The following is a 26,457-nucleotide window of genomic DNA, read 5'->3' as shown; positions in this document are numbered from 1 at the left end:
CAGTACCGCTGATCTGATATATCAGAGTCGCGACGGCAATCCTGTCTGCCGTGCGATGGGTTGATTCATGGCGGATGAGACGAAGAAAAGCGTGGTTGTCGTCGGCGCGGGCGTGATCGGCGCCGCGATCGCCTTCGAGCTGCAGCGGCGTGGTTTGCAGGTGACGCTGATCGACAAGGGTGAGCCGGGACGCGGCACCTCTTTCGGCAATATGGCGAGCATCGCACTGGATTTTGCCGCCGGTTCCGGCCCTTCGACCTGGAAGAAGATCCCCGGCTGGCTGCTCGATCCGGAAGGCCCGGTCTGGCTGCGGCCGTCCTATGCGGCAAAAATGCTGCCCTGGTTCCTGCGCTTCCTCGCCGCCGGCCGGCCGTCGCGGCTGCGAGCGATCGAGGATGCCGGCATGAGCCTGTCGCACCGGGCGCTCGGCGATTTCAGGCAAATGCTGCAGGCGATCGGCGCGCCCGAGCTGATGACCGAGGAGGGCTGTCTCGCCATCTACGAGACCGAGGCGGAATTTACCGCCGATCGCGGCCATCTCGCCATGATGCAGCGCTACGGTCTCGAATTCGAGGTGTTGAGCAACGGCGCCATCCAATATTATGAGCCGGCCCTATCGCCGGCGATCGCCAAAGCCGTGCTGCTGCCCGACAACAAGTCGATCCGCGATCCCTACCAGCTGGTGGTGAAACTCACCGACGCCGCCAAAGCTGCGGGCGCGGCCTTCATCTCCGGCGCGGTCAGGAATATCGAGCGCAAGGGCGATGGCACCGCCGTCGTTCTTCTCGAGGATGGCAGGCGCATCGAGGCTGGTTCGGTGGTGCTCGCCGCCGGCGTCCACACCCGCTTCCTTGCCGAAAAGCTCGGCGAGCCGATCCCGCTCGAGACCGAGCGCGGCTATCACACGCAGATCATGAAGCCCGGCATCTCCATGCGCTATTCGGTGATCTGGCCGCATCGCGCCTTCATGGTGACGCCGACGGCGGGCGGCATCCGCGTCGGCGGCAATGTCGAACTCGCCGGCCTCGATGCGGCTCCGGATTTCCGCCGCCCCAGGGTGCTGGTGCGCCATGCCCAGCGGGCGCTGCCGGGGCTGAAGGCCGAGGAGACGACGGAATGGATGGGGCATCGCCCGGCGCTGCCCGATACCATCCCGATCATTTCGCCGTCCTCGAAGATATCAGGTGTTTTCTATGCGACCGGCCACGGCCATCTCGGCCTGACCTATGCCGCAACGACAGCGCTCGTGATTGCCGATATGGTGACCGGCACTGAGCCGCCGCTCGACATGACCCCGTTCCGCATAGACCGATATTGAGGGCGGCATCATCCGCCGCGTCTGATCTGGAGATTTCGATATGAGATGGAAGCGCACGATTCAGCTGCTGGATGTTCATGCCGAAGGCGAGATCGGCCGTGTGGCGATCGGCGGCGTGCCGAAAATCCCGGGCGACACCATCGCCGCCCAGTTGCATTGGCTGAACACCGATCCGAAGGGCGACGAGCTTCGTCGCTTTCTTTGCCTGGAGCCGCGCGGCGCCCCGATCGGCTCGGTCAATCTGCTGCTGCCGGCGAGGCACCCGGAGGCCGACGCGGCCTTCATCATCCTGCAGCCCGATCAGGCGCATGCGAGCTCCGGCTCGAACTCGATCTGCGTCACCACCGCCTTGCTTGAATCCGGCATCGTCGAGATGCAGGAGCCGGAAACGATCGTCACGCTCGAAACCGCCGCCGGCCTCGTCAAGGCGACGGCAACCTGCCGCGACGGGCGCTGCGAGAAGGTCCGGCTGACCATGGTGCCTTCCTTTGTGCATGAGCTCGATGTCGAGATCGACACGCCGCATTGGGGAAGAATCAAGGCCGATCTCTGCTATGGCGGCATCTTCTATGCGCTCGTCGATGTCGGCCAGATCGGTCTGACGATCGAGAAGGCCAATGCCGCCGGCCTCGTCCAGGCTGGCATGATCCTGAAAGAACTGATCAACCGCGACATCAAGGTCGTCCATCCCGAGATCCCGGCCATCTCAGGCGTCGCCTATGTGATGTTCCGCGATACCGAGGCCGACGGCACGGTGCGCACCTGCACCACCATGTGGCCGGGTCGCGCCGACCGCTCGCCCTGCGGCACCGGCAACTCCGCCAATCTCGCCACGCTTTATGCCCGCGGCAAGGCCAAGGTCGGCGATATCTTCACCTCGAAATCGATCATCGGCTCCGAGTTCGAGGTCGGTCTGCAGGCCGTCACTGAAGTGGCCGGCCGCCCCGCCGTCATCCCCACCATCACCGGCCGCGGCTTCACCTTCGGCCTGACCCAGGTAGCCCTCGACCCCTTCGACCCCCATCCCGGCGGCTTCGCCCTGACGGATGTCTGGGGACCCTCGGCTGGGGAGATTTGAGCGTTCGGGCATGAATCCGCGGGGCGGGCGTGGGCATCGGCATTAACCACATGGGCTCACGGCCAGGGTCGTGTCGGAGAGTCGGCGGCCGCCCGAGGAGGTAGCGTGCAATGCTCGCTCTGAGTACGCGCGCAGCAATGCGGGATCGTCGATCACATGTGCCGGGACGGCGTAGTAGCGACGAACCGTCACCTCCCTGCCGGCGGCGCGATAGCTGAACGGTTCGGAACCATCTGCCTCGAACTCCGCGCGCATCGCATCGTCGACGCGAAGATACAGCGTGCCCTTCATGACGAATCCGAATTGCGCGCCGTTTCGGACCAAGGCGGATCCGCCGAAGAAGCGTCGGACATCGACGGAGCCGGGCGGGGCGAGCTGGCTCGCAAAGTCGAGCGCCAGCCTGCGTGTCGTCTCGCTACTCATGCGGCTGCTCCGCCAGAGGATCGAAGGAGCCGGTGATCGCGCCGAGCCGGCCATCGGAAGTCACCCCGAAGCTCGTGCCCGTCTGCAAGACCCTCTCGTCCTCCCGGCGCAGCGCCCAGCGCGCCAGCGAACGTTCATTATGATGGAGAACGCTCAATATCTTGAACCGGCCTCCTGGTACGCTCTGCTGAAATCCGGCCATGTAGGCCGAGAGACCGGCTCGTCCGGCGATCGCTCCATTGGGATCGCAATAGGTCACATCGTCAGCGAGGCAAGCCAACATTTCCGGCTCGCGAGCGTCGGCATCCAGCGACCAGATGGCCGCATATCGATTCCATAAGGCCTCAGGTGTCATAGGAGAGTCTCCAGTTGATTGAATTCGTCTTCTATCGCTTGCCGCAGGCCGGTCTTGTCTTCGCCGCCGCGAATGAGCACGAGGAGGCCCTGATAGAGGGCAAGAAGGCGGATGGCTGTCCACGTCGCCTTGGCTCCGTCGGCGCCCCGAGCAAAGGCTGACGCCTCGGTGAGCCGCGAGCGGAACGTGGTGCGAAGGAGGCCGAGCGCTGCTTCGACACGGGGATGCGGTTCGACGCCGCCGCCAAATTCCACCGCCATGTTGGTGATCAGGCAACCGAGGGAGCCATCGTCGGGCTCATGCAGGAGCGACAGGAACAATTCGCGCAGGCCTTGAAGCCCGCTTCCTGGCGGCGCAAACCGCTCGATGCGTCCCTCCAGGACCGTCCGGTTGTAATGCCCGAACGCCGCGTCGAAGAGGCCGGCCTTGTCGCCGAAGGCGTGATAGATGCTTCCGCCTTTGAGCCCCGTCGCCTCCTCGAGGTCTCGGATGGACGCAGCTTGATAGCCCTGCTTGCGAAAGATGTGCATCGCCCCCGTCAGCACCGCCTCCTCATCGAATTCCCGCGTTCGGCCCATCGTCACTCCGATTCTTTATCGATTGTTCTAGAATGACTGATAAAGAATATAAACGCAATCGCCTCCCATGACTTTCGGCGAGAATTCTCGCCTGGTCGACCTCGGTCATGCCAGGCGATAAAGCACGGTCGCCGAATTCCAGTTCCCACGTCGATGCTAATATCGGTCGATTGGGAGGCCTTGGAAATGCTCTACCGTTTCGTTGAGCTGCACCCACCTATGTTTCGATTGCTCGAATACAGAGAGGGCAGGTGGCGCGAAGGCCGGGTCGGCAAGTGAACCTACCGCCACGCCGATCCAGAATGGCGCGGCATCGGCCTTCCAATAGACGGTCGAACCGCAAGTTGGACAGAAATGCATTCGGACCTGGCGACCGCTCTCAGCGGTACGAATGAATTCTGTAGACGTTCCCGATATTGCGACACAGTCAATCGAGTAGAACGCATTCGCGCTGAACGGCGCACCCGTTCTTCGCTGGCAAGCCAAACAGTGGCAGAGCGCAGTCAATTGCGGTGGTTCGCTAAGCATCAATCTGAGAGCGCCACAGGCGCATTGTGCATTGGCCATGGAAACTCCTCCCGCTTGCGCGGTGAGATTACGTTGAATTGAGGGCTGAAGCGCAGGCCGGAACCGAAATTCATTGCGGTAGGCGTTGCGAAGGGGTTGAGACCTGATGCGACTTCAGGCTCAACGAGCACCAACTTAGATCGCGGAAATGCCGAAGTCTACGGGAAAACCCATCTGACCGTTTAGGGTCGTTCCATCACCGGCGTTGCGAAAGTCTGGCGCTGACGCTGTCTGCGGCGAGCTCCTCGACCGGGGCCGGCCTGCCAAGCAGATAACCTTGGCCGATGTCGCAACCCAAATCCTGAAGCCGCTGCAGCTGGCTCTCCTCTTCGATGCCTTCGGCGGTGATCGTCACGCCAAGGCCGGCACCGAGAGCGATGATCGCCTTGATCACCTTGTCCTGCTTGTCGTTGGTTTCGAATGAAGCGACGAAGCTCCTGTCGATCTTGATCTTGTCGAACCGGTAGTTGGAGAGCTGCGAGAGGCTGGAATAGCCTGTTCCAAAATCATCGAGAGCGATCCTGACGCCGGCGTTCACCAGATCGTCGAGGACGATGCGTGCGGTGACGGCGTCCTGGATGATGGCGCTCTCCGTCACCTCAAGCTCGACCCTGTGCGCGGGCAGACCGACATCGCCCAATATCTTGAGAATTCTGAGCCCCAGCAGCCGGTCGCTCAACTGGATCGGAGAAAGGTTGAATGACAGGACAAGTTCGCTTGGCCAGGACAGCGCATCGGTGCAGGCGTGGCGTAGCAATTGGTCGGTCAGTTCGACGATCAGCCCGGCTTCCTCCGCCACAGGAATGAATTCGTTCGGCGGGATGAATTCGCCGGAAGCGGTCTTCCAGCGTGCCAGCGCCTCGAAGCCGATGATCTTGTTCGTCTTCAGGTCGACGAGCGGTTGATAATAGGGAATGATCTCAGCCTTCTTGATGGCGGCTCGGAGATCGGCTTCTACCCGGACCCGCTTCGCCAACTCGTCCTGCATCGAAGGCACGAAGGGCTTCACCAGATTGCGCCCCTGCTTTTTGGCCACATACATCGCGCAATCCGAATGTCGAATGACCTGGCTGAGGTCGTCGCCGTTCTCCGGATAAAGCGCGAAGCCGACACTGGCGCCGAGGTCGACGGCGACGCCATTGAATGTGAACGGCTTGCCGATCACGCTCACGATGCGGTTCCCCAGTGCGGCAAGATCGGGATTTCCCGTGCGCCGGGCCAGAACGACAAACTCGTCTCCACCAAGGCGGAAGACGTGCTCCCGCGGAAACAGCGAGGAGAGCCGCTGAGCAACAGTCTTCAGCACCGCATCGCCGTGATCGTGCCCCAGCAGATCATTGATCTTCTTGAAGCCGTCGAGATCGATGCTGAACACGGCATAGGTCTCTTGCGCCCTCTGATCGCTCATTGCTTGCGCGCAGATGGATTCCAGAAATCTGCGGTTCGGCAGTTCGGTCAGCGTGTCATGACAGGCAATCCAGTCCACATTCTTTTCGGCCTGCAGTCTGCGACTGATCTCTCTTGAAAGATCCCTGATCCTCAGCGCCGAATAAATCAGCCCGAGAAAGCCGGAGATATTCAGGGCGAGGAGCGCGTGGTCCAAGGGATAGTCGTGATGCGCCTCGATGAACGCATCCAGCCCCTCATGCCAATGGAAGGACCAGGACAGGCAGAGGAGAAGCAGGAAGACCGCGAGCCAGGCAACGATCTCCACCTGGGGTCTGGTCGGTTGGATGCGAGGCATATGAACAGGCTCCTGTTTATGTGAAGAGCCGTCATGGCCAGTTTGCAGGACCGCATCGTCCCCGGTCGTCCTACCGTGATCGAAGACCGCCACAACTCATTCGGGCGGAATTAAGAGGGTCGGGCATTACAGTCATTGATCAAGCTGCACAGTACCGACAAATCCGTAAGATCGTCTGACCTTTGAAGGTTAATGGCGCGTTGCATTGATGAAGGCGCGGGCGGTTCCCTGCGCGAAACGGATATTCTTCCCGCAAATCGGACGGTTCTTCGATTCCATCGTGCCTTCCCTCGTGGATGAGCGCGATGAGAAGAAGAGGGGCCGGGCTGCGGCACCCTCCAACCTCCCTCATCCCGCGCGAAGCCCGTAGGCGAAGCCTCGAAGGACACGCCGCAACGACGCTCCTTGCACGCATCGAGCGTTGGAATGCCGATGAGGCTCTCTTGAATGTCGGCGTTTCCCGGAAAATTCCGCTTGACAGCTTTGATGATGAATATCATTAATCTTTATGATGATAGTTGTCATTATAGTGGAGTGACTGAAGCTGACCACCGCGACGGTCGGCGGTCATACGGAAGGCTAAGGCGATGATTGGGAAAACGGCGTTTCTCGCCGGGACATCGAGCGGCATCGGCAAGGCTCTCAAGCGTGCCGGTTCCGGGATAATGGAGTAAACGATGAACACGTCTATCAGGTACCTTCGGCCTGCTACCTGCTATGCCGAGGCGCCCAATCTCTGGATTAATGTGGGGGAAACAGCTTTTGCCTATCGCGACCTTGGCCCCCAAGGCGGCGTGCCGGTCGTTCTTCTCAACCATTGGGGCGCGGTGTTGGACAATTTCGATCCCCGGATTGTCGATGGTCTTGCCACCAAGCATCACGTCATCGCCACCAATTACCGGGGCATCGGCACCTCGGGCGGCACGGCCCCGCTCACCATCGCCGAGATGGCGCACGACGCGATCGCGCTGATCCGAACGCTTGGGTTCCAAAAAGTCGATCTGCTCGGCTTTTCTCTCGGGGGATTTGTCGCACAGGACATCACGCTGAAGGCGCCGGACCTTGTGCGGAAGCTCATTTTGACCGGAACTGGCCCGGCCGGGGGCAAAGGGATCAAGCAGGTCGGAGCGGTGTCCTGGCCGCTGATCATCAAAGGCCTGCTGACGCTGCGCGATCCGAAAACCTATCTGTTTTTCACCTCGACGGCCAATGGCCGGCAAGCCGCGAAAGCCTTTCTGGATCGCTTGAAAGAGCGGAAGGCGGGGAGGGACAAGGGCCCGACGCCGAGGGCCTTCCTGCGGCAGCTGAAGGCGATCAAGGCCTGGGGGCAGCAGGCGCCTCAGGATCTCGGCCGCATCGATATCCCGGTCCTGATCGCCAATGGCGACAATGATATCATGGTCCCCACAGTAAACAGCACCGATATGGCCCGCCGCATCCCCGGCGCGCAACTGGTGATCTACGACGACGCCGGGCATGGCGGGATTTTCCAGAACCACGCCGATTTCGTGCCGAAGGCTTTGTCCTTCCTCGGCGCCTGACGCCGCACTAAAATTCGAATTGGAGAGGCCCCGTGAAGGCATTCGTCGTTGATAAGTACAAGAAGAAGGGCGCTCTGCGCCTGGCCGATCTGCCGGAACCGCAATTGCAGGACAATGATGTCCTGATCCGGATTCAGGCGACGGCCGTAAACCTGCTGGACTCCAAGGTCCGGGACGGAGAATTCAAGCTCATTCTCCCCTATCGTCCGCCCTTCATCCTCGGGCACGACCTTGCCGGAACGGTCGTCAAAGCCGGATCCAGGGTCAGGCGCTTCAAGGTGGGCGACGAGGTCTATGCACGGCCGCGCGATCATCGGGTCGGCACGTTCGCCGAATTCATTGCCGTCGATGAAGCCGATGTGGCGCTGAAGCCGAACAACCTCGGCATGAGCGAAGCGGCATCCATCCCGCTGGTGGGGCTGACTGCCTGGCAGGCGCTGGTCGAGGTGGGCAAGGTAAGGCCCGGCCAGAAGGTCTTCATTCAGGCCGGTTCCGGCGGTGTCGGGACTTTCGCCATTCAGCTCGCCAAGCATCTCGGCGCGACGGTGGCGACGACGACGAGCGCTGCGAATGCCGAGCTGGTCAAAAGCCTCGGGGCGGATGTGGTGATCGACTACAAGACGCAGGATTTCGAGAAGCTCCTGTCGGGCTACGATCTCGTGCTGAACAGTCAGGATCCAAAGACGCTCGAAAAATCCTTGGGCGTGCTGAAGCCGGGTGGCCGGCTCATTTCCATTTCCGGTCCGCCCGATCCTGCCTTCGCGGGGGAACTCGGCCTGAACCTGTTCCTGAAACTGGTGCTGCGCCTGCTGAGCCGCGGGGTTCGGAAAAAGGCCAAGCGTCTCGGCATCACCTATTCATTCCTGTTCATGCGCGCCGAGGGGCAGCAACTGGGCGAGATTGCCCGCCTGATCGAGTCAGGCGTGATCCGACCGGTCGTCGACAAGGTGTTCCCGTTCGAGAAGACCGGCGATGCGCTGGCCTATGTCGAGACCGGGCGTGCGAAGGGCAAGGTGGTCATCACGGTCGCGGACTGAGGTCGACCTGACCGACGCGGCGTCTGTTGTGAGGCGAACGCCAGACATAACTTCCAACTCTTGGTGAAAGTGAAAAATGACCAGCAAGACACTCTTTGAGCCCGCCACACTCGGCTCCCTCACGCTATCCAACCGCATCGTCATGGCGCCGTTGACGCGCAACAGAGCCGGCGTCGGTTTTGTGCCGGGCAATCTCATGGCCGAATATTATGGGCAACGGGCTTCGGCCGGCCTGATCATCTCGGAGGCGACCCAGATTTCGCAGCAGGGCCAGGGCTATCAGGACACACCCGGCATCTACACGCAGGCGCAGATCGACGGCTGGCGAAAGGTGACCGAGGCGGTGCATGCCAAGGGCAGCCGTATTCTCTTGCAGCTCTGGCACGTCGGTCGGGTATCGCATGTCGACCTGCAGCCGAATGGCCAGGCGCCGGTCGCGCCCTCGGCGATCAGGGCTGCGACGAAGACCTTCGTGCACAATGCTTTCGTCGACGTATCCGAACCGCGCGCGCTCGAACTGGACGAGATCCCCGGCATTGTCGAGGATTTCCGTCGCGCCGCCGCCAATGCGATTGCCGCCGGTTTCGATGGTGTCGAAGTTCACGGCGCAAACGGCTACCTGCTCGACCAGTTCGCCAAGGACGGAGCCAACACCCGCACCGACGCCTATGGCGGGTCGATCGAAAACCGCGCCCGGCTGACGCTCGAGGTGACGGCCGCGGTCATCGAGGAAATTGGGGCGGAGCGAACCGGCGTTCGGATTTCACCGGTATCGCCGGCCAATGGGATATCGGCAACCGATCCGCAGGCGCAGTTCAACTACATCGTCGAGAAGCTCGACGAGCTGGGCATTGCCTACCTCCATGTCGTCGAAGGTGCCACCGGCGGCCCGCGCGACATCGCACCCTTCGACTATGAGGCGCTTCGCCGCAGGTTCGGGAATACCTACATCGCCAATAACGGCTACGATCTGGAACTCGCGGCGACCAGGCTGGAGCAGGGGCTGGCGGATCTGTTCGCTTTCGGCAAGCCGTTCATCGCCAATCCGGATTTTGTCGACCGCCTGAAAGCCGGTGCGGCGCTCGCCAATCTCGATATGGCGACGCTCTATGGCGGAGGTGCTGCGGGCTACACCGACTATCCTACCATGGCCGCGCTCGTAAACCCCTGACGGCATGAGGAAAACCAAGCAATAGGGCCGCGTATGCGCGGCCCTATTGCTTGCGCGCCCGATTTTCGATGGCGTCGCGGCAATCCGCGCGGCAGGCGTCGAGCAGTTCGTCCGCCAGCGGGGAATCGTCCGGGCAGGCCCTTGAAAGCACGATTGCTCCAACGGCCTGAGCGAGGATGGTGATGGCTTGCGCGCGCCCGCCGACGCCGGAAGCGTGTCTTCTTGCAATGCCTCCCTCCAGTGCGCGCACCAGATTGTCTATTCCCTCAGCAAAAACGGCCTTCGTTTCTTCAGGCTGTCGAGCGGCATCGCAACTCAGCGCCGCGGCCGTGCATCCTTGGCCGCGTCCATCCCGGTGTTCGCGCGCCAGATAAAGTTCCATGACGGCGAGGACGTCATGACCGCCATAGCGCCTCAGGGTCTCGCTCAAACCATTCTCGGTCGACTCCGCGATCAACTCCTCCTTGGAGCCGAAGTGATTGTAGAAGCCGCCATGGGTGAGCCCCGCACGTTCCATCAATTCCGCCACGCCCACGCCGTCGAATCCGCGCTCGCGAAACAGCTCCGACGCGGTGGCGATAATCCGCTCGTAGTTTTCCTGCTTCTTTTCCTTGGTGATCCGCACTTTACAGCCCTTTCGACCGCTATTCCGAGCTATGATGTCATGTGTCATTGTAGCTTGACTTATTGATGATGTATATCATTAATAACGGTAGCCAGTACGAGTACTTGATGGCAGATACGCATCTCACGGAACCCGCCCGTTTCGTCGAGGTCGGGGTAACCGCCTCCTGTTGTGGCTCTCTCCATCGGCCGCGGCCAGGGTTGGCGCCCTGACCGTTGAGGCACTGTTGTCGTTGCGAAAGCGGGGAGGGGAGTATGTTTGACGGTTTTGAAAGCGGCCGCATTGCCGTCGATGGCGTGGAGATCGCCTATGTCGCCGCGGGCGCGGGAGAGCCACTGCTGATGCTGCACGGCTTTCCGCAGACCAAGGCGTTGTGGGCACGGATCGCACCGGAGCTGGTCACCCTCGGCTATCGGGTGATTTGTGCTGATTTACGCGGTTATGGCGCCTCCGACAAACCACCGGCTCGAACTGATCTGGCCAACTACAGCTTCCGCGCCATGGCCGCCGATCAGGTCGGTTTGATGAAAACCCTGGGGCATGAGCGGTTTCACCTCGTGGGTCACGACCGTGGTGCCCGAGTAGCGCACAGGCTGGCGCTTGACCATCCTGCGGCTGTGGCGAGTGTCATTCTGATGGACATCGTGCCGACGGCCGTATTGTTGACCGACCTGCGCAGGGAGGTCGCTCAAAGCTACTGGCACTGGTTCTTCCTCGCTCAACCCGCGCCCTTCCCGGAGCGAATGATCGAAGCAAGCCCCGATCTCTTCTATGAAACCTGCCTGTTTGGATGGGGCGCGACGGGTCGACAGGATTTCGACGCCGACCAGCTCGCCGCCTACCGGGCGTCATGGCATGATGCCAAGGCGATTGCCGGCGGCTGCAACGATTATCGCGCGGCGCTGGCCGTCGATCTCGCCGACGATCTGGCGGAACAGGGCAGACGTATATCCGCGCCGGCGCTGATCCTCTACGGCGCTCGTGGCGTGATGGCCAAACTCTATAATCTCCCAGCCACCTGGGCGGATCGCTGCACGACCATGGACGCCCGAGCTATACCGGGCGGGCATTTTTTCCCTGATTCCTCACCGGGCGAGGTTACAGAACAAGTGGCTGCGTTTCTCAGGCGTCATCCTTTTACCCCTGCGTCGGAGTAAAATTCGGACCATTGCACCGGAGCGCAGTCACGCGGTCAGGTCGCGGCAGCTATGATTTCAGGCGACTATTGGCAAGCGGGTGACCTCGACGCCTTCTCGCTTCCTGGGGCGTCTCCCCGTAAACCGATCTATACATTGCCGAGAAGCGGCCGCCGTGGAAGAAGCCCCACCTCAGGCAGATGTCCTTGATCTCTAGTCGGTTCGACGGGTCGAGAAGGTCTTGCCTGGCGGCTCGTAGCCGCAATGTTCTCAGGTAGGCCGCCGGCGTTGTTTCCTTGAATGTGCGGAAACCGGTTTCCAATGTCCGAACCGATACGTTGGCAGCATGAGCCACCATCGACATGGTAATTGGCGTGCTGATGTTCGCGCGCATGAAATCGATGGCGCGACGAATGTGCCAAGGTGCCGGCGCAAAGATCTTCTTTTCCAGTTGCCTGGAATAACGGTGGGGCATTGAGCGCGCGACCAAATGACCGAGCGCTTGTGTGAGGTTGGTCATCGCGATCGGCGAATGAAGCAGGACGCCGTCCTCACGCATGCCGGAGATGATGGTCTCGACCAGATTCTTGAACAGAATCCCAGCGGGGCTATGCTGGTCAACTTGAGGCAACAAATCAAGCGATCCGCTCACTGGCGCCTCGAGCAGTTCCCCAACTGTCTGCGATATCACGCTCCAGTCCAGATGAAGTTTCTCGGATCGATGAAGGGTACCCTGCACGAAGAAACGATCCACCTCGTGATTCTGGCCGAGCAGAAGTTGACCCGGCAACGCTGTGGCGGTGTTCTGCCCCAGGGTTACGCCGCAGATGCCGTCTCGCGGGACCATGATCGTCAGCCACTCCGGCGTGCCCGATGTCGCCGAGAGATGCCACGGCCTGTTGCAAGCCATCTCGGTGAGGGTCAAAGTCCCATCCGACCACGCGTTGGCGCTCCAAGTGAAGCCTTCCATGGCATCAGTCGAGTACCCCTCAAAAGGCGCGACTTCGACCAAGGTTTCCAACATACTTTCGAAGTTTGTTCCGGCCCATCTGGGAGCCAACTCCGAATTATCGAACATGAGAAACTCTCCAGAGTGGAATGCGAACAGGTTGAGATGAGGCGCGTCGTCCTGTTTGCGTATATCGACATCCAGAAAACGGGCACCTTCGAAAAATGTCGAAGGCGCCCGATCATTCAAGCCGCGCGGTAGGATGCGAGCCAATGTGCGTAGGGGGCGGGCAATGTCCAGGACGGACGCTCGATACCGAGCTTGCGCGCGGCTGAGTACGGCCAATGCGGATCGGCGAGCATCGCCTTGCCGATCATGACTAGGTCGAGCTGTCCACTGCGAATGAGCTCGTCCGCTTGCTCCGGCTGAGTGATACTCCAGCTCGCCGAGCCGGGGAGGCCAGTGGCCTTCCGGACGCGGTCGGCGTAGGGCGCGACGAACCCAGGACCCCACGGAATGTTGGCCGTCGGCGTCGAAAAGCCGAGGCTGGTGTCGAGGAAATCAAGGCCGGCTGCCTTGAATTTCCCAACAAGATCGATCGCGTCTTGCTGAGTTTCTTCGTCACGGCCGTCAAATTCGATGACGCCGAAGCGAGCCGTAAGCGGACGGTCCTCGGGCCAGACCTCACGAACGGCCGCCAGTGTTTCGAGGAGGAAGCGTCCGCGGTTTTCGGCACTGCCGCCATATTCGTCGTCGCGTTGGTTCGAATGCGACGAGAAGAAGCTCTGGCCGAGATAGCCATGGGCAAAATGCAGCACGAGCCAGCGGAATCCGACGTCGCGCGCGCGGATCGCCGCAGCGACAAAATCGCCACGAACGCGATCGATGTCCGCTTTTGTCATCGCCCGTGGTACCTTCCGCAAGCCGCCGCCGAACGCAATGGCGGAGGGTGCGATGGTCTCCCAGCCGCGCGGGTCGCCCTCGGCGATATGATCGTCGCCTTCCCACGGCCGGTTTGCACTGGCCTTGCGGCCGGCATGGCCGATCTGGATCCCTGCGACCGCACCGGCCTTGTCGATGCCGGCAACGATTGGCGCGAAAGCCTCGGCCTGGTCATCGTTCCAAAGACCGGTGCAGCCCGGCGTGATCCGGCCCTCGGGAGAGACCGCTGTGGCTTCGACGTTGACGAGGCCAGCGCCACCACGCGCCAGGCTCGCGAGATGGACGTTGTGCCAGTCGTTGGGGATGCCATCGATCGCAGAATATTGGCACATGGGGGAAACCGCAATCCGGTTTCGGAGTGTCACGCCTTTCAGCGTGAATTGGTCAAATAAATGGGGCATTTGGTTCTCCTCAATAAGGAAAGCAGATTTTCTGCATGGACCTGCTTACGCCGGCTGGCGCACGCGTCACCCGGTGCAGTCGATCGGGGGGGTACACCGCTGGCTTAGGCGGTGCGATAGCGGGGTGCAGGTTCACCGGTCTGCGTCGCTGCGAACAGCTTGGACCGGGCTGCGTCGAACGTGTCCCAGAGAGTGTCGTCGGCAACGGATGGCAACGTGATGTCTTCGCCGCTGTCGAACCCGGCCAGAGCAGCATCCACCAAGTTTTCGGACGTCATCACTGCGGCCTGGTTGAGGGACGCCAACGGGATTCCCGACAAGTCCCAGAGTTCGGTTGCCGTAGATGCCGGCATGACGAGTTGCAGGCGAACATTGGTCCCAGCCAATTCCTGCTGCAGGCCGCGGCTGAAGTTCATCACATAGCCCTTGGTGCCGCTGTAGATCGCACTGATCGGCAGTGCGTGGAAGGACAGGACCGAGGCAACGTTGATAATTGCACCCTCACCGCGGCCCAGGAATTCCGGCAGAACGGCGTGCGTCAGGCGTGTGAGCGCGATGACGTTGAGTGCGATCATTGAGGCCGCGTCTTCCTCAGAGGTCTTGGCGATGGGAGCCAGCGTCGCGTTGCCGGCATTGTTCACGAGGAGCGTGATCGCCGAATTAGCCTTCAACACCATTTCGACACGCGCCAGGTCGGCGTCTTTCGTGAGGTCGGCTTCCACCACCTCAACTTTCGTGCCGTGGGCCGCACCCAGTTTGTCCGAGAGCGCCTTCAAGCCTTCAGCGCGCCGAGCAACAAGGATAAGGTCATAGCCCCTTTCGGAGAGGCGTTCGGCATAGACGGCGCCGATGCCGGCAGAGGCGCCCGTAACGACAGCAACGGGCTTGAGCGATGATGCAGACATGTGAAGTTCCTTTTTGTTGAGTGCTCAAGTTTAAGTATGGCCACGTTTGGCCCTTGTCAATGGCTGAGTGCTCAACTATTTTCGTGTGATGGGTAAGAAACTTTCGATTGACGATGCGGCAGAGGAGCTGCGCACAGGCAGGCTGAGCCCGCCGGAGCTTCTGTCTGAACTCGTGTGCACCAACACTGCTCTTCGGCGCGCGTCACGGCGGCTGAGCCAGCTTTACGATGATGCGGTAGCGCCAACCGGGCTAAAGGCTACTCAAGTCGGGCTTCTGACCCAGATAGCCGCGTTGCGCGAGGGCGGCCATCCATGGCCCACCTTGCAATCGCTCGCCGAGCGCCTTGCCGTCAGCATTTCCGCTTTGACCCACGCGCTTCGCCCGCTGGTCCGGGACGGGCTCGTCGAACTCGTGCCTGACGAACATGACGGCCGAACGAAGCACGCAATGCTGACGAGCTCTGGCGAGCACCGCATGCATGAGGCGTTGGTCCATTGGGCTGACGCCAATCAGCGCGTTGAGGTCGTACTAGGTCCTTCCGCGGCTGCGCTCCGCACGCTGGCGGATGACGTCGCCTCTCCGGAATTCCTAGAAGCCTATGAGGCGCGTCGCAGTCTGAAAGACTGACCGCCTTGTCCTAAGCTCGGTGAACGCCTTTCGCTTGGGACAGGTGGTGTCGTGGCTTGTTCTCAATCCGAGGGAAGCGAAATGCCGGCTGCCTGGCACCGAAGAACCGGCAAGCGATGTTTCGATCAATCGCCGGGGGCCCTGGGTGTTGGCGCGTTAAACGCCAACTCAAAATCGTCCGATGCCAGGAACGTCAGGACCGCCCGTAATTCGGCCGCCTTCTCTGCCCCAAAGGCGGCCTCAAAGCTATCCTGGGCCGTTTTCCACAGGACCAACGTGTCTTCGAACTTGCGTGTCCCCGCTTGGGTAAGACGAATCCGACGGGCACGGCGATCTTGAGGATCGACGATCAGCTCAAGGTAGCCGCTGCGCTCAAGCGGCTTCAACGTATGGCCAAGCGCAGACTGGTCCATGACCATATCCTCGGCGAGTTCCCGCATTGTAGGCTCGCCCAGTGAGACCACATGGGTCAACAATCCCAACTGAGTGGCCCTCAAACCGCTCGGTGCGATGATGCTGTCATAGAGCTGGCCCATTCGCCGCGTGGCCTGCCGTAAAACGGTGTTGTTGCAATAATTCGGGTCGACACTGGCTTTCTTCTTCAACCGACAAACCTCCTTTGAGCCTCGGACACAGGCGATTGTTTTCTCATTTTCACTAGCCCTATTCCGTCGTCTTGACAAGATAACCGCATATGCCATAGATAAATTATCGGCATATGCCGGTATTTTGAAATTGGTTTGGCCAGGTGCTTCCTAAACCGTTGAAGGGATTGCTCTCGGACGAATCGGCTCCGAGAGAGCTCGACCAAACCGATCAACACAAAGGAAAAGCAGATGAGTATTGTACGTATGGGTAGCGCTGTCCTCGCGATGGGATTGGCGATGGGACTGGCGATCGTAGCGCCAACGGCGGCCTCCGCGCAGAGCAAGGGCAAAGTTCTGGTGGTGATGTCGAGCGCCCATCAGCTCGAACTTCGAGACGGCAAGACCTACAAAACCGGCTATTTCCTGAATGAACTCGCCGTTCCGCTGAAGCAGATCGTCGATGCTGGTTACACACCTGTGTTTGCCAATCCAAACGGCGATACACCGCAAATGGACTCGAACTCGAATCACAAGAACTATTTCGGGGGCGACGATGCCAAGCGTGCCGAGGCGGAGAATTACATCAACGGTTTCGACAACCTGAAGCAACCGCTTCGCCTCTCGGCTGTTCAATCTGCAGGCGTCAGGGAGTTCGTCGGCGTCTTTATTCCCGGTGGGCATGCGCCGATGCAGGACCTTGTCCAGGATCGATCGCTGGGACAGATATTGCGCGCATTCCACGACGGCGGCCGACCGACGGGCATTATCTGTCATGGCCCGGTGGCACTGCTTTCCACGCTACCTGACCCGCAGGCTTATCGTCTCGCACTCAGCGCGAACGACAGCACGCAGCTGCAATCGCTCAGCCAGGGTTGGGCTTATGCCGGCTATCGCCTGACAGCGTTCTCTGCCGCCGAGGAAAAGCAGGTCGAAGGCGATGTGCTACTGGGCGGTAATGTCGTGTTCTACGCTGACGAGGCGCTAGCCTCCGCGGGAGCCGTTGTGCAGAATGCGTCGGCACCCTGGGCAAGTAATGTTGTGGTCGATCGCGAACTGATAACCGGCCAACAGCCGATGTCCGACGCGGCGTTCGGCACAGCGTTTGTTCAGGCCTTGAACACACAGCTCGCCACGAAGTGACGGCGCGGCGGGCGACCCGATCCGGCGGCTAACCCGTCGGCTGTCGCCCGCCTTGCGTTCGCTCTGGCGAGTCATCATGCTCGGGACTCCGCAAATTGCGCTAAGAAACCATTTTGATTTCTGTTCAGGGCATGCAGGAAAGTACGCGAAGGATGCGTGTAAGGGCTATTTAGTAATGCGCCGTGTGGCCCCCTTCATCCGCCTGCCGGCACTTCTCCCCAGCGGGGAGAAGAGGGCATGCCGCAGCCTCTCGGTTCTCTTGTAACGCATGCCTACGACAAAGAGCAGTTGGCCCACCTTGTCTGCAGGCCGAAATCTACTGACTCGGCCTGAAGCCATTCCTGTCCTAATACACGAACGGATCCACCTCGGCCGCCTGCGCACCTGGCTCCCTCGGATAAATCACCCCCTTGCGCAGGATGATATTGGCATAGAGCCTTGGTTCGCTGGTCTGGATCAGCGCATGGGCGGTTTTCACCCGGCCGTAGAAATCCTGGCCGATCAGCGGCACCACCTGCCGGTGCGGCTCGTGGCGGGCGCAGCAGTCGATCATCTCCTCATGCACCGGGTCGAGCTTGTCGCGCTCGGCCTTGACCGTCGAGCGGAAGATCGCCTCGGGCACGAAATCGTCGATCGGCAGCACGCTGAGCACGGCGTTGAGCACCGGGATGAGGTGGTGGCCGTCGAGCCGGATCAGCCGGCGCGCATGTTCGACGCCCGGATAATTGCCGTCGACGATGGCGATCTCGTCGCCGTGGCCCATGGCCCGAAGTGTCGAAAGCAACTCCGGGCTCAACAGCGGGTCAAGTCCTTTCAGCATGGTCTACCTCCTTGAAGAGAACGTTCTGGTCGGTGAGGTAACGCGCAAAGATCGGCAGGCTGGCGCCGCCGATGGCGCGGGCCTGCGCGCCGACCGCGCCCTCGATGATTTCGGGCATGACGACGCCCTGCAGATCGAGCTTGGCGGCTTCGTCGATCGTCGCCTGCACCACGCGGCTGCGCACCCAATGGGGAAAGCCGCCGTCGATCACGGCCGCGCTGAAATCGAGGATCGAGGCAGCCGCCACGATCGCCTGCGCCAGCGCCTTGGCGCTGTCCTGGATCCAACTTTCCATCGGCTCGCCGAAATCCACCCAGTCGTCGGCGGAATACCAGAGCGGCTCGGGATCGATGCCGCGTTCGCGCAGCATGTTTTCGAGCACGAAGATCGAGGCGATTTCGAGCAGCTGCTTGGTCTCGCCGTTCTTGCCGCGCACCGGCAGCGGCCCGATCGCGCCTGCCGTGCCGGTGCGGCCGGAAAAGATCGCCGAGTTCAGGACGATGCCGCCGCCGATGAAGGAGCCGATGAAGAAATAGACGAAATCCGGGTAGGAAGGCCCGACGCCGAAGACGAGTTCGGCGCCGCAGGCGCTGGTCGCATCGTTCTGCATGAAGACCGGATGGGAGACGCGCGCGGCGATATCGGCCTGCAGGTCGACCTCGCGCCAGACCTCCATGGCGCCCGGCGGCGCGCCCACCTCCTCGGCCCAGTTCCAGAGCTCGAAAGGCGCGGCGATGCCGAGGCCGGCAATGCGGCCGCGCTGCTTGTCGTCGAGCCGGTCTTCGAGTTCTTGGATGCCCGCGGTGACGAAGGTGAGGATCTCTTCCGGCAGCGGATAGGCGTAGGTCTTGTGCAGCTGCATGCGGATGCGGCCGACGAAATCCATCAGTACCAGATCGGCGCTGCGCCGGCCCATTTTCAGGCCGAAGGAATAGACGGCGTCGGGATTGATATGCATCGGGATCGACGGTTGGCCGACCCGGCCGCGCACCGGTTCACCGCGCGACAGCAGCCCTTCCTTCTCCAGCACCCGCATGATGACGGAGACGGTCTGCGCCGACAGGCCGCTGCGGCGCGCGATATCGGCCTTCGACAGCGCGCCGTAGAGACGCACCAGCGACAGCACGAGCCGTTCGTTATAGGCTCGCACCCTGACCTGGTTCGCACCGCCGGCCGGATTCAGAATTGGTGGCGGGACCGGTATATTCGCCGGTCCATCCAAGGACGACATGGCCGCTCCTCCCGATTGTTGGCCTATGCCCTAATTCGATGGAGCATGCCACATCGAATTAATAATTCAATTGGATTTATTTATTGACAAGCTGATTTCTTTTCGCTCTAAATTGCTGTCGTCAAGGGCACGGGACCGCTGGGAGGCATTAGCGATCCACGGCGAAGTGTCATATCTTAAGATTCCGGTCCCGCAGGGGCGGCGCCGGCAAACTCTGGGAGGAGTTCCATGAAGAAATCTGTTCTCGCTTTCGGCGCGCTCGCGCTTGGTGTCACTTTTTCAGCTCCTGTCATGGCGGCTGATGTTGCTGCCTGCCTCATCACCAAAACCGACACCAACCCCTTCTTCGTCAAGATGAAGGAAGGTGCGACGGCCAAGGCCAAGGAACTCGGCGTTTCGCTGAAGTCCTATGCCGGCAAGATCGATGGTGACAGCGAAAGCCAGGTGGCCGCGATCGAAAGCTGCATCGCCGACGGCGCCAAGGGTATCCTGCTCACCGCTTCCGACACCAAGGGCATCGTCTCTTCGGTCAAGAAGGCCCGTGATGCCGGCCTGCTGGTCATCGCGCTCGACACGCCGCTCGAGCCGGCCGATGCCGCCGACGCCACCTTCGCCACCGACAACCTGCTCGCCGGCAAGCTGATCGGCCAGTGGGCCAAGGAAACGCTCGGCGACAAGGCCAAGGACGCCAAGGTCGGCTTCCTCGACCTGACCCCGTCGCAGCCGACGGTCGACGTTCTGCGCGACCAGGGCTTCATGATCGGCTTCGGCATCGACCCGAAGAACCCCGACAAGATCGGCGACGAAGACGACAAGCGCATCGTCGGCCATGACGTGACCAACGGCAATGAAGAAGGCGGCCGCAAGGCCATGGAAAACCTTCTGCAGAAGGATCCTGGCATCAACGTCATCCACACGATCAACGAACCGGCTGCAGTCGGTGCCTATCAGGCGCTGAAGGCCGTCGGCATGGAAAAGAACGTGCTGATCGTCTCGGTCGACGGCGGTTGCCCGGGTGTCAAGTCGGTCAAGGAAGGCGTCATCGGCGCCACCTCGCAGCAATATCCGCTGCTGATGGCGTCGCTCGGCATCGAGGCGATCAAGAAGTTCGCCGACAGCGGTGAAAAGCCGAAGCCGACCGAAGGCAAGTCCTTCTTCGACACCGGCGTTTCGCTCGTCACCGACAAGCCGGTCTCCGGCGTCAAGTCGATCGACACCAAGGAAGGCACCGACAAGTGCTGGGGCTGAGCCCGCTTTATTGAAAGCAGACCGGCCGGGGCTTGATCCCCGGCCGTTTTCGACGGACGATGTACCGTCGCCTCACGAACCGGCTCAGCAAAGACCGGAATGATATCGGTGACGGCCCCCGCGCGAGTTCGGCGCGCGGATGCGGAGGAGGAACCATGACCGGAACACAGGAATTCGAACGCGTTCTCGACGGCAGCGACAAGAGCGTCGCCTCCTTCGAGCACCAGGATGTCTCGCTGATCAAGCGCGCCCAGCATTTTCTGCACTCGACGCCGGCCGCCGTGCCGCTGATCGTGCTGGTGCTGGCGATCATCATCTTCGGCATCGCCATCGGCGGACGGTTCTTCTCGTCCTACACGCTGACGCTGATCCTGCAGCAGATCGCCATCGTCGGCATTCTGGGTGCTGCCCAGACGCTGGTCATCCTGACGGCCGGCATCGATCTTTCGATCGGGGTCATCATGGTGATCTCGGCGGTGATCATGGGCAATGTCGCCATCACCTACGGCATACCGACGCCGATCGCAGTCGCGGCTGGCATGCTTGTCGGCGGCCTATGCGGCTTGCTGAACGGCTTTCTCGTCGCCTACATGAAACTGCCGCCCTTCATCGTCACGCTAGGCACCTGGAATATCGTCATGGCGACGAACTTCATCTATTCCGCCAATGAGACGATCCGCGACACCGACGTCGACGAACAGGCGCCGCTGCTGCATCTGTTCGCCATGAGCTTCAAAGCCGGCACCGCTGTGCTGACCCTCGGCGTCATCGCCATGGTGCTGCTCGTCCTGCTGCTCTGGTATGTGCTCAATCACACCGCCTGGGGCCGGCATGTCTACGCGGTCGGCGACGATCCGGAAGCCGCCAAGCTCTCCGGCATCCAGACCAAGAAGGTGCTGCTGACCGTCTACACCATCTCGGGCGTCATCGCCGCCTTCGCCGCCTGGGTCTCGATCGGCCGCAACGGCTCGATCTCGCCGTCTTCGGCGGTCACCGATTATAACCTGCAGGCGATCACCGCAACCGTGATCGGCGGCATCTCGCTGTTCGGCGGCCGCGGCTCCATTCTCGGCACGCTCTTCGGCGCGATGATCGTCGGCGTGGTGTCGATGGGCCTCAACATGCTCGGCGCCGACCCGCAATGGAAAGTCCTCTTGACGGGCGTGCTGATCATCGCCGCCGTCGCCATCGACCAGTGGATCAGAAAGGTTTCGGTGTAATCATGGCTCGCGAACCCCTTCTCACCGCCCGCGGTCTCGTCAAGCGCTATGGCCGCGTGACCGCGCTCGACAATGCCGATTTCGATCTCTATCCGGGTGAAATCCTCGCCGTCATCGGCGACAACGGCGCCGGAAAATCCTCGCTGATCAAGGCGATCTCAGGCGCCGTCACCCCGGACGAGGGGGTGATCACGCTGGAAGGCAAGCAGGTGCAGTTCCGCTCGCCGATGGAAGCGCGCGAGGCCGGCATCGAGACCGTCTATCAGAACCTCGCTCTGTCGCCGGCGCTGTCGATCGCCGACAACATGTTCCTCGGCCGCGAGATCCGCAAACCAGGTCCGCTCGGCTCCTGGTTCCGCATGCTCGACCGGCCGGCCATGGAAAAGCTGGCGCGCAACAAGCTGTCCGAACTCGGCCTGATGACCATCCAGAACATCAACCAGGCGGTGGAAACGCTCTCCGGCGGTCAGCGCCAGGGTGTCGCGGTCGCCCGTGCGGCCGCCTTCGGCTCGAAGGTCATCATCATGGACGAACCGACGGCAGCCCTTGGCGTCAAGGAAAGCCGCCGCGTGCTGGAACTGATCCTCGACGTGCGCGCTCGCGGCCTGCCGATCGTGCTGATCTCCCACAACATGCCGCATGTCTTTGAGGTGGCTGACCGGATCCATATCCACCGCCTCGGCCGGCGCCTCACGGTGATCGATCCGAAGGAATACACCATGTCCGATGCCGTTGCCTTCATGACCGGCGCCAAGGCGGTGCCGACGGAGCCGGTTGCTGCATGACGGCTGGAGTAGACGAAATTGCCGGCGAGGTCCTGAGCCGCGCCGGCAACTCCAGGCGTTTCCTGGTGGCGATCGCCGGGCCGCCCGGTGCCGGCAAATCCACCATGGCCGACAATCTCGCCGACGCCCTGAAGGCAAAAGGCGAGAGCGTCGCGGTACTGCCGATGGATGGTTTCCACATGGACAATGCCATTCTCATCGAACGCGGCCTGCTTGCCCGCAAGGGCATTCCGGAAACCTTCGATGTGCGCGGCTTCCTGGATATCGTCCGCGCCGTTCGCCCCGCAGATCAGGAAGTTCTCGTTCCCGTTTTCGACCGCGCGCGCGAGCTTGCGATTGCCTCTGCCCGCCCGATCGCTCCCGGGGATCGTTTCATCATCATCGAAGGCAATTATCTGCTCTTCACTCTGGGCAAATGGGCTGAACTCGACGGCATCTTCGACTACACGATCATGCTCGCCCCGCCGATCGAGGTGCTGGAAGCGCGGCTCTGGGATCGCTGGCGCGGTTACAAGCTGACCGAGGAAGAGGCGAGTGCCAAGGTCTACGGCAACGACCTGCCGAACGGCCGGCTGATCCTCGAAAACCGCCGCCCGGCCGATGTGACGCTGGAGATCGCGCTGGCGTGATGCCGCGCGACATGCACGAAAAAAGAGCGAAAGCGCATCGCATGAATCAATTTCAATGCGACGCGCTTTAGTGCTATCGAGGCCGCAGACGCATCGCTTCGGAGGCCTGCCATGCAATCGATCACCATCCGCCGTCCTGACGACTGGCACCTGCATCTGCGCGACGGCGCCATGCTGGAAGGCGTGATCGCCGATACGAGCCGCACCTTCGCCCGCGCCATCATCATGCCCAATCTCGTGCCGCCCGTTGTCACTACCACTGACGCCAAGGCCTATCGCGAGCGTATTCTCAAGGCCCTGCCGCTAGGCCACCGCTTCCAGCCGCTGATGACGCTGTATCTCACCGAACACACCAGCCCCGACGATGTCGAGGAGGGCGCCAGAAGCGGCCTCATCACCGCCGTCAAGCTTTACCCCGCCGGCGCCACCACCAATTCGCATGGCGGCGTGCGCGACATGGAAAAGGCGATGCCGGTGCTGGAGCGCATGGCTGAGATCGGCCTGCCGCTCTGCGTCCATGGCGAGGTGACGACGCCTGATGTCGATATCTTCGACCGCGAGGCCGTCTTCATCGACACCGTGCTTGATCCGTTGCGGAAACGCCTGCCGGAGCTGAAGGTGACGATGGAGCATGTGACGACCGCAGACGGCATTGATTACATCAAGGCGGCCAAATCAAATCTCGCCGGCTCGATCACCACCCATCACCTGATTATCAACCGCAACGCCATCCTGGTCGGCGGCATCCGCCCGCATTATTACTGCCTGCCGGTCGCCAAGCGCGAAAACCATCGGCTGGCCTTGCGCACTGCTGCCGTAAGCGGTGACGCCCGCTTCTTCCTCGGCACCGATTCCGCCCCGCATGTCGACCCGCTGAAGGAATGCGCCTGCGGCTGCGCCGGCATCTACACTTCGATCAATACGATGAGCTGCCTTGCCCATGTCTTCGAACAGGAAGGCGCGCTGGATAGGCTCGAAGCCTTCGCCTCGCTGAACGGACCGGCCTGGTACGGGCTTCCGCCGAACGAGGAGCGCATCACGCTCTCGCGGCAGGCCGAGCCGGTCGTCTTTCCCGCGAGGATTGAAACCGGCGCCGGTCCGGTGACGGTGTTCGATCCGATGTTTCCCCTGCATTGGCAGGTGATGCAACGGGCACAAGCTTTCTGAATTCAATTTTAAATAGAATATTCATCTTAAGTTTCGGCGCGACGTTAAACGCGTAACATTTGCATTGTGCAGTGCATCATTTGTTAACGGATGCATAAGACATTCCTCGCCGCGGACCCCATAAGCTGCCAACATCCGACGCGACGGCGCCACGCATCTTTTCAGACGCGCAAAGGACGCTGTAGCACTTTGAATAGCTGCGGAGAGTGAAAAAGCATGACGCTTGACTACAACTCCCTCTTGTTAGCGCTCGGCGTTTCCACGGCATGCCTGGCCGTGACGCTGATGGGCAGCTGGATTGCCCGTCGGGCGGAAACGGTGCTGCTGACCGCCACTGTCGGCCTGGTCCTCGTCGTCAGCGGTATTTTTGTCTACAGCGCCTATGTCAATACGCCGGAGACATGGCTGGGCGTCGCCAATTTCGTGCTGTTTCATGCCGGTTTTGCCACCATATGGGGGGCCGGCAGACAGTTCCTCACCGGCCGCCCGTCCGTCCCGGCGATCGTGATCCGCGCCCTTGCGGCGATGGTCTTCTCCGTCGTGCCGATGTTATCAGGGTATGACGGCCTCGCCTTCATCGCCGACAATATCGCCATCGCTCTTTTGCTTTTTGCCACCGCCCGGCAATATTGGCTCGCCCGCGCCGAGGCGCCGGCGCCGATCCTCGGTATCGCGGCGCTCTATACGCTGACGGCGATCTCCTTCGTCCTCTGCGCCGCCGTGCTGATCTCCGATGGAAAGCTGGTGCTCGGCAAGGCCCCCAGCAACTGGGCCGAAGATCTGAGTCTGGCCGTCTGCATCGCCGGCATGACCGGGATCGGCGCGCTGTCGCTGGCGCTGCATCAATGGCGGCTCGCCGCCCGCCATCGCCTTGAGGCGATCACCGATCCGCTGACCGGGCTGCTCAACCGCCGCGCCCTGTTCGACGAATACGGCACGCGGCCGATGGGCACCACCACAGCCGTCATCGTCTTCGATATCGATCATTTCAAATCTGTCAACGATCGCTTCGGCCATGCCGCCGGCGACGACGTGCTCAAGGTCTTTGCCGCCGAACTCGCCGCCAACTGCCGCGCCGGCGACACCGTGGCCCGCCTCGGCGGCGAGGAATTCGCGATGGTGCTGAAGGAGATCATGCCCGGCCGGGCGGAATTGGCGGCCGAACACATCCGCCGGGCCTTCGAAACCCGCGAGATCCCTGTTGACGGCGAGATGCTCAAATGCACGGTCAGCGTCGGTGTCGCGCCCGGCCGCTCCAAGCCGCTGGATTTCGACGCCATGCTGAGCGCCGCCGACAAGGCGCTCTACGCCGCCAAGCGCGCCGGCCGCAACCGGGTCGAGCTTGCCGGCCACCTACAGGCGGTTCCGCTCGAGGCATCGCGCACCGCGTCTTGATTCCTGACCGACCCTCTCATAATATCGCCCTCGGCCGGATGCGGCCAGCCGCCCCGCGACGCCCGACCCTGGCGTTATGGTGAATGCATCCAGAAACATCCTTCACATCCCTTGCCGTTTGGCGATCGATGGCGAACGGGTCAGCAGACGCGGGCACTGATCTTCCTGTTTGCCGCCAACGGAAGGATGACATGATGCGCGATTTTCGCGATGCCAAGCTCATGGCAAAGACATTGCGGCAGGCTCTCGCCGACCGCGACATTTCGCTGACCCACAGCGAGACCCTCGAAATCGTCGCCCGCCAGTTCGGGCTCGATCAATGGAATATCCTCTCGGCCAAGATCGATGCGGCGGGTGCCGCCCCCTCCGTCATCGGCATCGAGCCGCCGATGCCGATCTTCCGCATCTTCTCCGTGGAAAAGGCGATGGAATTCTATTGCGGCTTCCTCGGCTTCACGCTCGATTGGGAACACCGTTTCGGCGAAAACTTCCTGCTCTATTGCCAGGTCTCGCGCGACGGCATGGCGCTGCACCTGAGCGAACATTCCGGCGATGCCAGCCCCGGCGCCAAAGCCTTCGTCCGCGTCGCCAATGTCCGCGCCTACCACGCCGAACTCGCCGGCAAGGACTACCGCTATATGAAGCCGGCGTGGAGGAGGCGCCCTGGGGGCTGGAGATGATGGTGATCGATCCTTTCAGCAACCGCATTGCTTTTTGCGAGCAGAAGTAGGCTGGGGGCTGGACTCCCTCTTCTCCCCAGCGGGGCTATGGCATTCACACATTTAAAATTGCCTATGGGATTGCCTTCTGATTCTCTTGTTGCAAGCAGGAGAATTG

General features: G+C 61.5%; 26 protein-coding genes and 1 pseudogene. 15 read left to right on the top strand and 12 right to left on the bottom strand.

What is annotated here, in order from left to right; genetic code table 11:
- The first annotated feature begins 67 nt into the window (after positions 1-67).
- Together CO667_RS02595 and CO667_RS02590 are read left to right on the top strand one after the other, a co-directional pair.
- Positions 68-1,318 (top strand): FAD-dependent oxidoreductase, encoded by a 1,251-nt coding sequence (locus tag CO667_RS02595; protein ID WP_097616930.1) that lies wholly within the window; start codon positions 68-70, stop codon positions 1,316-1,318.
- A 40-nt stretch (positions 1,319-1,358) separates the two neighbouring features.
- A complete protein-coding gene (locus CO667_RS02590) occupies positions 1,359-2,396 on the top strand; it encodes a 4-hydroxyproline epimerase (RefSeq protein WP_097616929.1) in 1,038 nt (345 codons plus the stop codon).
- Between the two features lie 42 nt (positions 2,397-2,438).
- On the opposite strand, the gene CO667_RS02585 is transcribed toward CO667_RS02590, so the two are convergent.
- From CO667_RS02585 to CO667_RS02565, 5 genes are all read right to left on the bottom strand, one after another.
- Positions 2,439-2,819: a TfoX/Sxy family protein gene (locus tag CO667_RS02585; protein ID WP_097616928.1), complete on the bottom strand. Its 381-nt coding sequence runs from the start codon at positions 2,817-2,819 to the stop codon at positions 2,439-2,441.
- Positions 2,812-3,174, bottom strand: coding sequence for a nuclear transport factor 2 family protein (locus CO667_RS02580; RefSeq protein ID WP_097616927.1), 363 nt, complete (start codon positions 3,172-3,174; stop codon positions 2,812-2,814). The genes CO667_RS02585 and CO667_RS02580 overlap by 8 nt, the downstream gene beginning before the upstream one ends.
- A complete protein-coding gene (locus CO667_RS02575; protein ID WP_097616926.1) occupies positions 3,171-3,752 on the bottom strand; it encodes a TetR/AcrR family transcriptional regulator in 582 nt (193 codons plus the stop codon). Before CO667_RS02575 ends, CO667_RS02580 begins: the two co-directional genes overlap by 4 nt.
- A gap of 156 nt (positions 3,753-3,908) precedes the next feature.
- Positions 3,909-4,319: a GFA family protein gene (locus CO667_RS02570; protein ID WP_097616925.1), complete on the bottom strand. Its 411-nt coding sequence runs from the start codon at positions 4,317-4,319 to the stop codon at positions 3,909-3,911.
- A gap of 196 nt (positions 4,320-4,515) precedes the next feature.
- Positions 4,516-6,063: an EAL domain-containing protein gene (locus CO667_RS02565; RefSeq protein ID WP_097616924.1), complete on the bottom strand. Its 1,548-nt coding sequence runs from the start codon at positions 6,061-6,063 to the stop codon at positions 4,516-4,518.
- 677 nt (positions 6,064-6,740) lie between these two features.
- On the opposite strand from CO667_RS02565, the gene CO667_RS02560 reads away from it, so the two are divergent.
- From CO667_RS02560 to CO667_RS02550, 3 genes are all read left to right on the top strand, one after another.
- Positions 6,741-7,604 carry an alpha/beta hydrolase gene (locus CO667_RS02560; protein ID WP_097616923.1) on the top strand — a complete coding sequence of 288 codons (864 nt, stop codon included), beginning with the start codon at positions 6,741-6,743 and terminating at the stop codon, positions 7,602-7,604.
- 32 nt (positions 7,605-7,636) lie between these two features.
- Entirely contained in the window at positions 7,637-8,641 is a 1,005-nt protein-coding gene (locus tag CO667_RS02555; protein WP_097616922.1) for an NADP-dependent oxidoreductase, read from the top strand.
- Positions 8,642-8,717: 76 nt separating this feature from the next.
- Positions 8,718-9,812: an alkene reductase gene (locus CO667_RS02550; RefSeq protein ID WP_097616921.1), complete on the top strand. Its 1,095-nt coding sequence runs from the start codon at positions 8,718-8,720 to the stop codon at positions 9,810-9,812.
- 43 nt (positions 9,813-9,855) lie between these two features.
- Here the strand turns inward: CO667_RS02550 and CO667_RS02545 are convergent, their stop codons facing one another.
- Complete coding sequence (locus tag CO667_RS02545) at positions 9,856-10,437, bottom strand: TetR/AcrR family transcriptional regulator (protein WP_097616920.1); 582 nt, start codon at positions 10,435-10,437, stop codon at positions 9,856-9,858.
- Between the two features lie 254 nt (positions 10,438-10,691).
- Between CO667_RS02545 and CO667_RS02540 the strand changes: the two genes are divergently transcribed.
- Positions 10,692-11,594 (top strand): alpha/beta hydrolase, encoded by a 903-nt coding sequence (locus tag CO667_RS02540; RefSeq protein ID WP_097616919.1) that lies wholly within the window; start codon positions 10,692-10,694, stop codon positions 11,592-11,594.
- Between the two features lie 49 nt (positions 11,595-11,643).
- Here CO667_RS02540 and CO667_RS02535 read toward each other — a convergent pair whose 3' ends face one another.
- From CO667_RS02535 to CO667_RS02525, 3 genes are all read right to left on the bottom strand, one after another.
- Positions 11,644-12,651 carry a helix-turn-helix domain-containing protein gene (locus CO667_RS02535; protein WP_245433045.1) on the bottom strand — a complete coding sequence of 336 codons (1,008 nt, stop codon included), beginning with the start codon at positions 12,649-12,651 and terminating at the stop codon, positions 11,644-11,646.
- Between the two features lie 116 nt (positions 12,652-12,767).
- The gene (locus CO667_RS02530; protein ID WP_097616918.1) at positions 12,768-13,865 is read right to left on the bottom strand and encodes an NADH:flavin oxidoreductase/NADH oxidase; all 1,098 of its coding nucleotides are present in this window, start codon (positions 13,863-13,865) and stop codon (positions 12,768-12,770) included.
- 104 nt (positions 13,866-13,969) lie between these two features.
- Positions 13,970-14,770: an SDR family oxidoreductase gene (locus CO667_RS02525; RefSeq protein ID WP_097616917.1), complete on the bottom strand. Its 801-nt coding sequence runs from the start codon at positions 14,768-14,770 to the stop codon at positions 13,970-13,972.
- An 88-nt stretch (positions 14,771-14,858) separates the two neighbouring features.
- On the opposite strand from CO667_RS02525, the gene CO667_RS02520 reads away from it, so the two are divergent.
- Positions 14,859-15,398, top strand: coding sequence for a MarR family transcriptional regulator (locus tag CO667_RS02520; RefSeq protein ID WP_097616916.1), 540 nt, complete (start codon positions 14,859-14,861; stop codon positions 15,396-15,398).
- Between the two features lie 125 nt (positions 15,399-15,523).
- Here CO667_RS02520 and CO667_RS02515 read toward each other — a convergent pair whose 3' ends face one another.
- On the bottom strand, positions 15,524-16,003 hold the full coding sequence (locus CO667_RS02515; RefSeq protein WP_245433044.1) for a MarR family winged helix-turn-helix transcriptional regulator: 480 nt from the start codon (positions 16,001-16,003) through the stop codon (positions 15,524-15,526).
- A gap of 231 nt (positions 16,004-16,234) precedes the next feature.
- On the opposite strand from CO667_RS02515, the gene CO667_RS02510 reads away from it, so the two are divergent.
- The gene (locus CO667_RS02510; RefSeq protein ID WP_097616914.1) at positions 16,235-17,125 is read left to right on the top strand and encodes a type 1 glutamine amidotransferase domain-containing protein; all 891 of its coding nucleotides are present in this window, start codon (positions 16,235-16,237) and stop codon (positions 17,123-17,125) included.
- Positions 17,126-17,471: 346 nt separating this feature from the next.
- On the opposite strand, the gene CO667_RS02505 is transcribed toward CO667_RS02510, so the two are convergent.
- The gene (locus tag CO667_RS02505) at positions 17,472-17,945 is read right to left on the bottom strand and encodes an RbsD/FucU domain-containing protein (RefSeq protein WP_097617292.1); all 474 of its coding nucleotides are present in this window, start codon (positions 17,943-17,945) and stop codon (positions 17,472-17,474) included.
- Positions 17,929-19,176, bottom strand: coding sequence for an ROK family transcriptional regulator (locus tag CO667_RS02500; RefSeq protein WP_097616913.1), 1,248 nt, complete (start codon positions 19,174-19,176; stop codon positions 17,929-17,931). The genes CO667_RS02505 and CO667_RS02500 overlap by 17 nt, the downstream gene beginning before the upstream one ends.
- 228 nt (positions 19,177-19,404) lie before the next feature.
- On the opposite strand from CO667_RS02500, the gene CO667_RS02495 reads away from it, so the two are divergent.
- The 7 genes and pseudogenes from CO667_RS02495 to CO667_RS02465 all read left to right on the top strand — a co-directional run bounded on the left by CO667_RS02495 (position 19,405) and on the right by CO667_RS02465 (position 26,350).
- The gene (locus CO667_RS02495; RefSeq protein ID WP_028756641.1) at positions 19,405-20,424 is read left to right on the top strand and encodes a sugar ABC transporter substrate-binding protein; all 1,020 of its coding nucleotides are present in this window, start codon (positions 19,405-19,407) and stop codon (positions 20,422-20,424) included.
- A 155-nt stretch (positions 20,425-20,579) separates the two neighbouring features.
- Entirely contained in the window at positions 20,580-21,644 is a 1,065-nt protein-coding gene (locus CO667_RS02490) for an ABC transporter permease (protein WP_028756640.1), read from the top strand.
- 2 nt (positions 21,645-21,646) lie between these two features.
- Positions 21,647-22,429 (top strand): ATP-binding cassette domain-containing protein, encoded by a 783-nt coding sequence (locus tag CO667_RS02485; RefSeq protein ID WP_097616912.1) that lies wholly within the window; start codon positions 21,647-21,649, stop codon positions 22,427-22,429.
- Positions 22,426-23,058, top strand: a complete 633-nt coding sequence (locus CO667_RS02480; protein WP_097616911.1) for a nucleoside triphosphate hydrolase — start codon at positions 22,426-22,428, stop codon at positions 23,056-23,058. The genes CO667_RS02485 and CO667_RS02480 overlap by 4 nt, the downstream gene beginning before the upstream one ends.
- 111 nt (positions 23,059-23,169) lie before the next feature.
- On the top strand, positions 23,170-24,225 hold the full coding sequence (pyrC, locus tag CO667_RS02475; RefSeq protein WP_097616910.1) for a dihydroorotase: 1,056 nt from the start codon (positions 23,170-23,172) through the stop codon (positions 24,223-24,225).
- A gap of 216 nt (positions 24,226-24,441) precedes the next feature.
- Positions 24,442-25,620, top strand: coding sequence for a GGDEF domain-containing protein (locus tag CO667_RS02470; RefSeq protein WP_097616909.1), 1,179 nt, complete (start codon positions 24,442-24,444; stop codon positions 25,618-25,620).
- A 194-nt stretch (positions 25,621-25,814) separates the two neighbouring features.
- A pseudogene (locus CO667_RS02465) lies at positions 25,815-26,350 on the top strand (glyoxalase superfamily protein).
- Positions 26,351-26,457 lie beyond the last annotated feature (107 nt).

It is taken from the genome of Rhizobium sp. L43 (genome assembly GCF_002531725.1).
Classification (GTDB): Bacteria; Pseudomonadota; Alphaproteobacteria; order Rhizobiales; family Rhizobiaceae; genus Rhizobium.
This window is presented reverse-complemented; position numbering and strand designations above follow the sequence as displayed.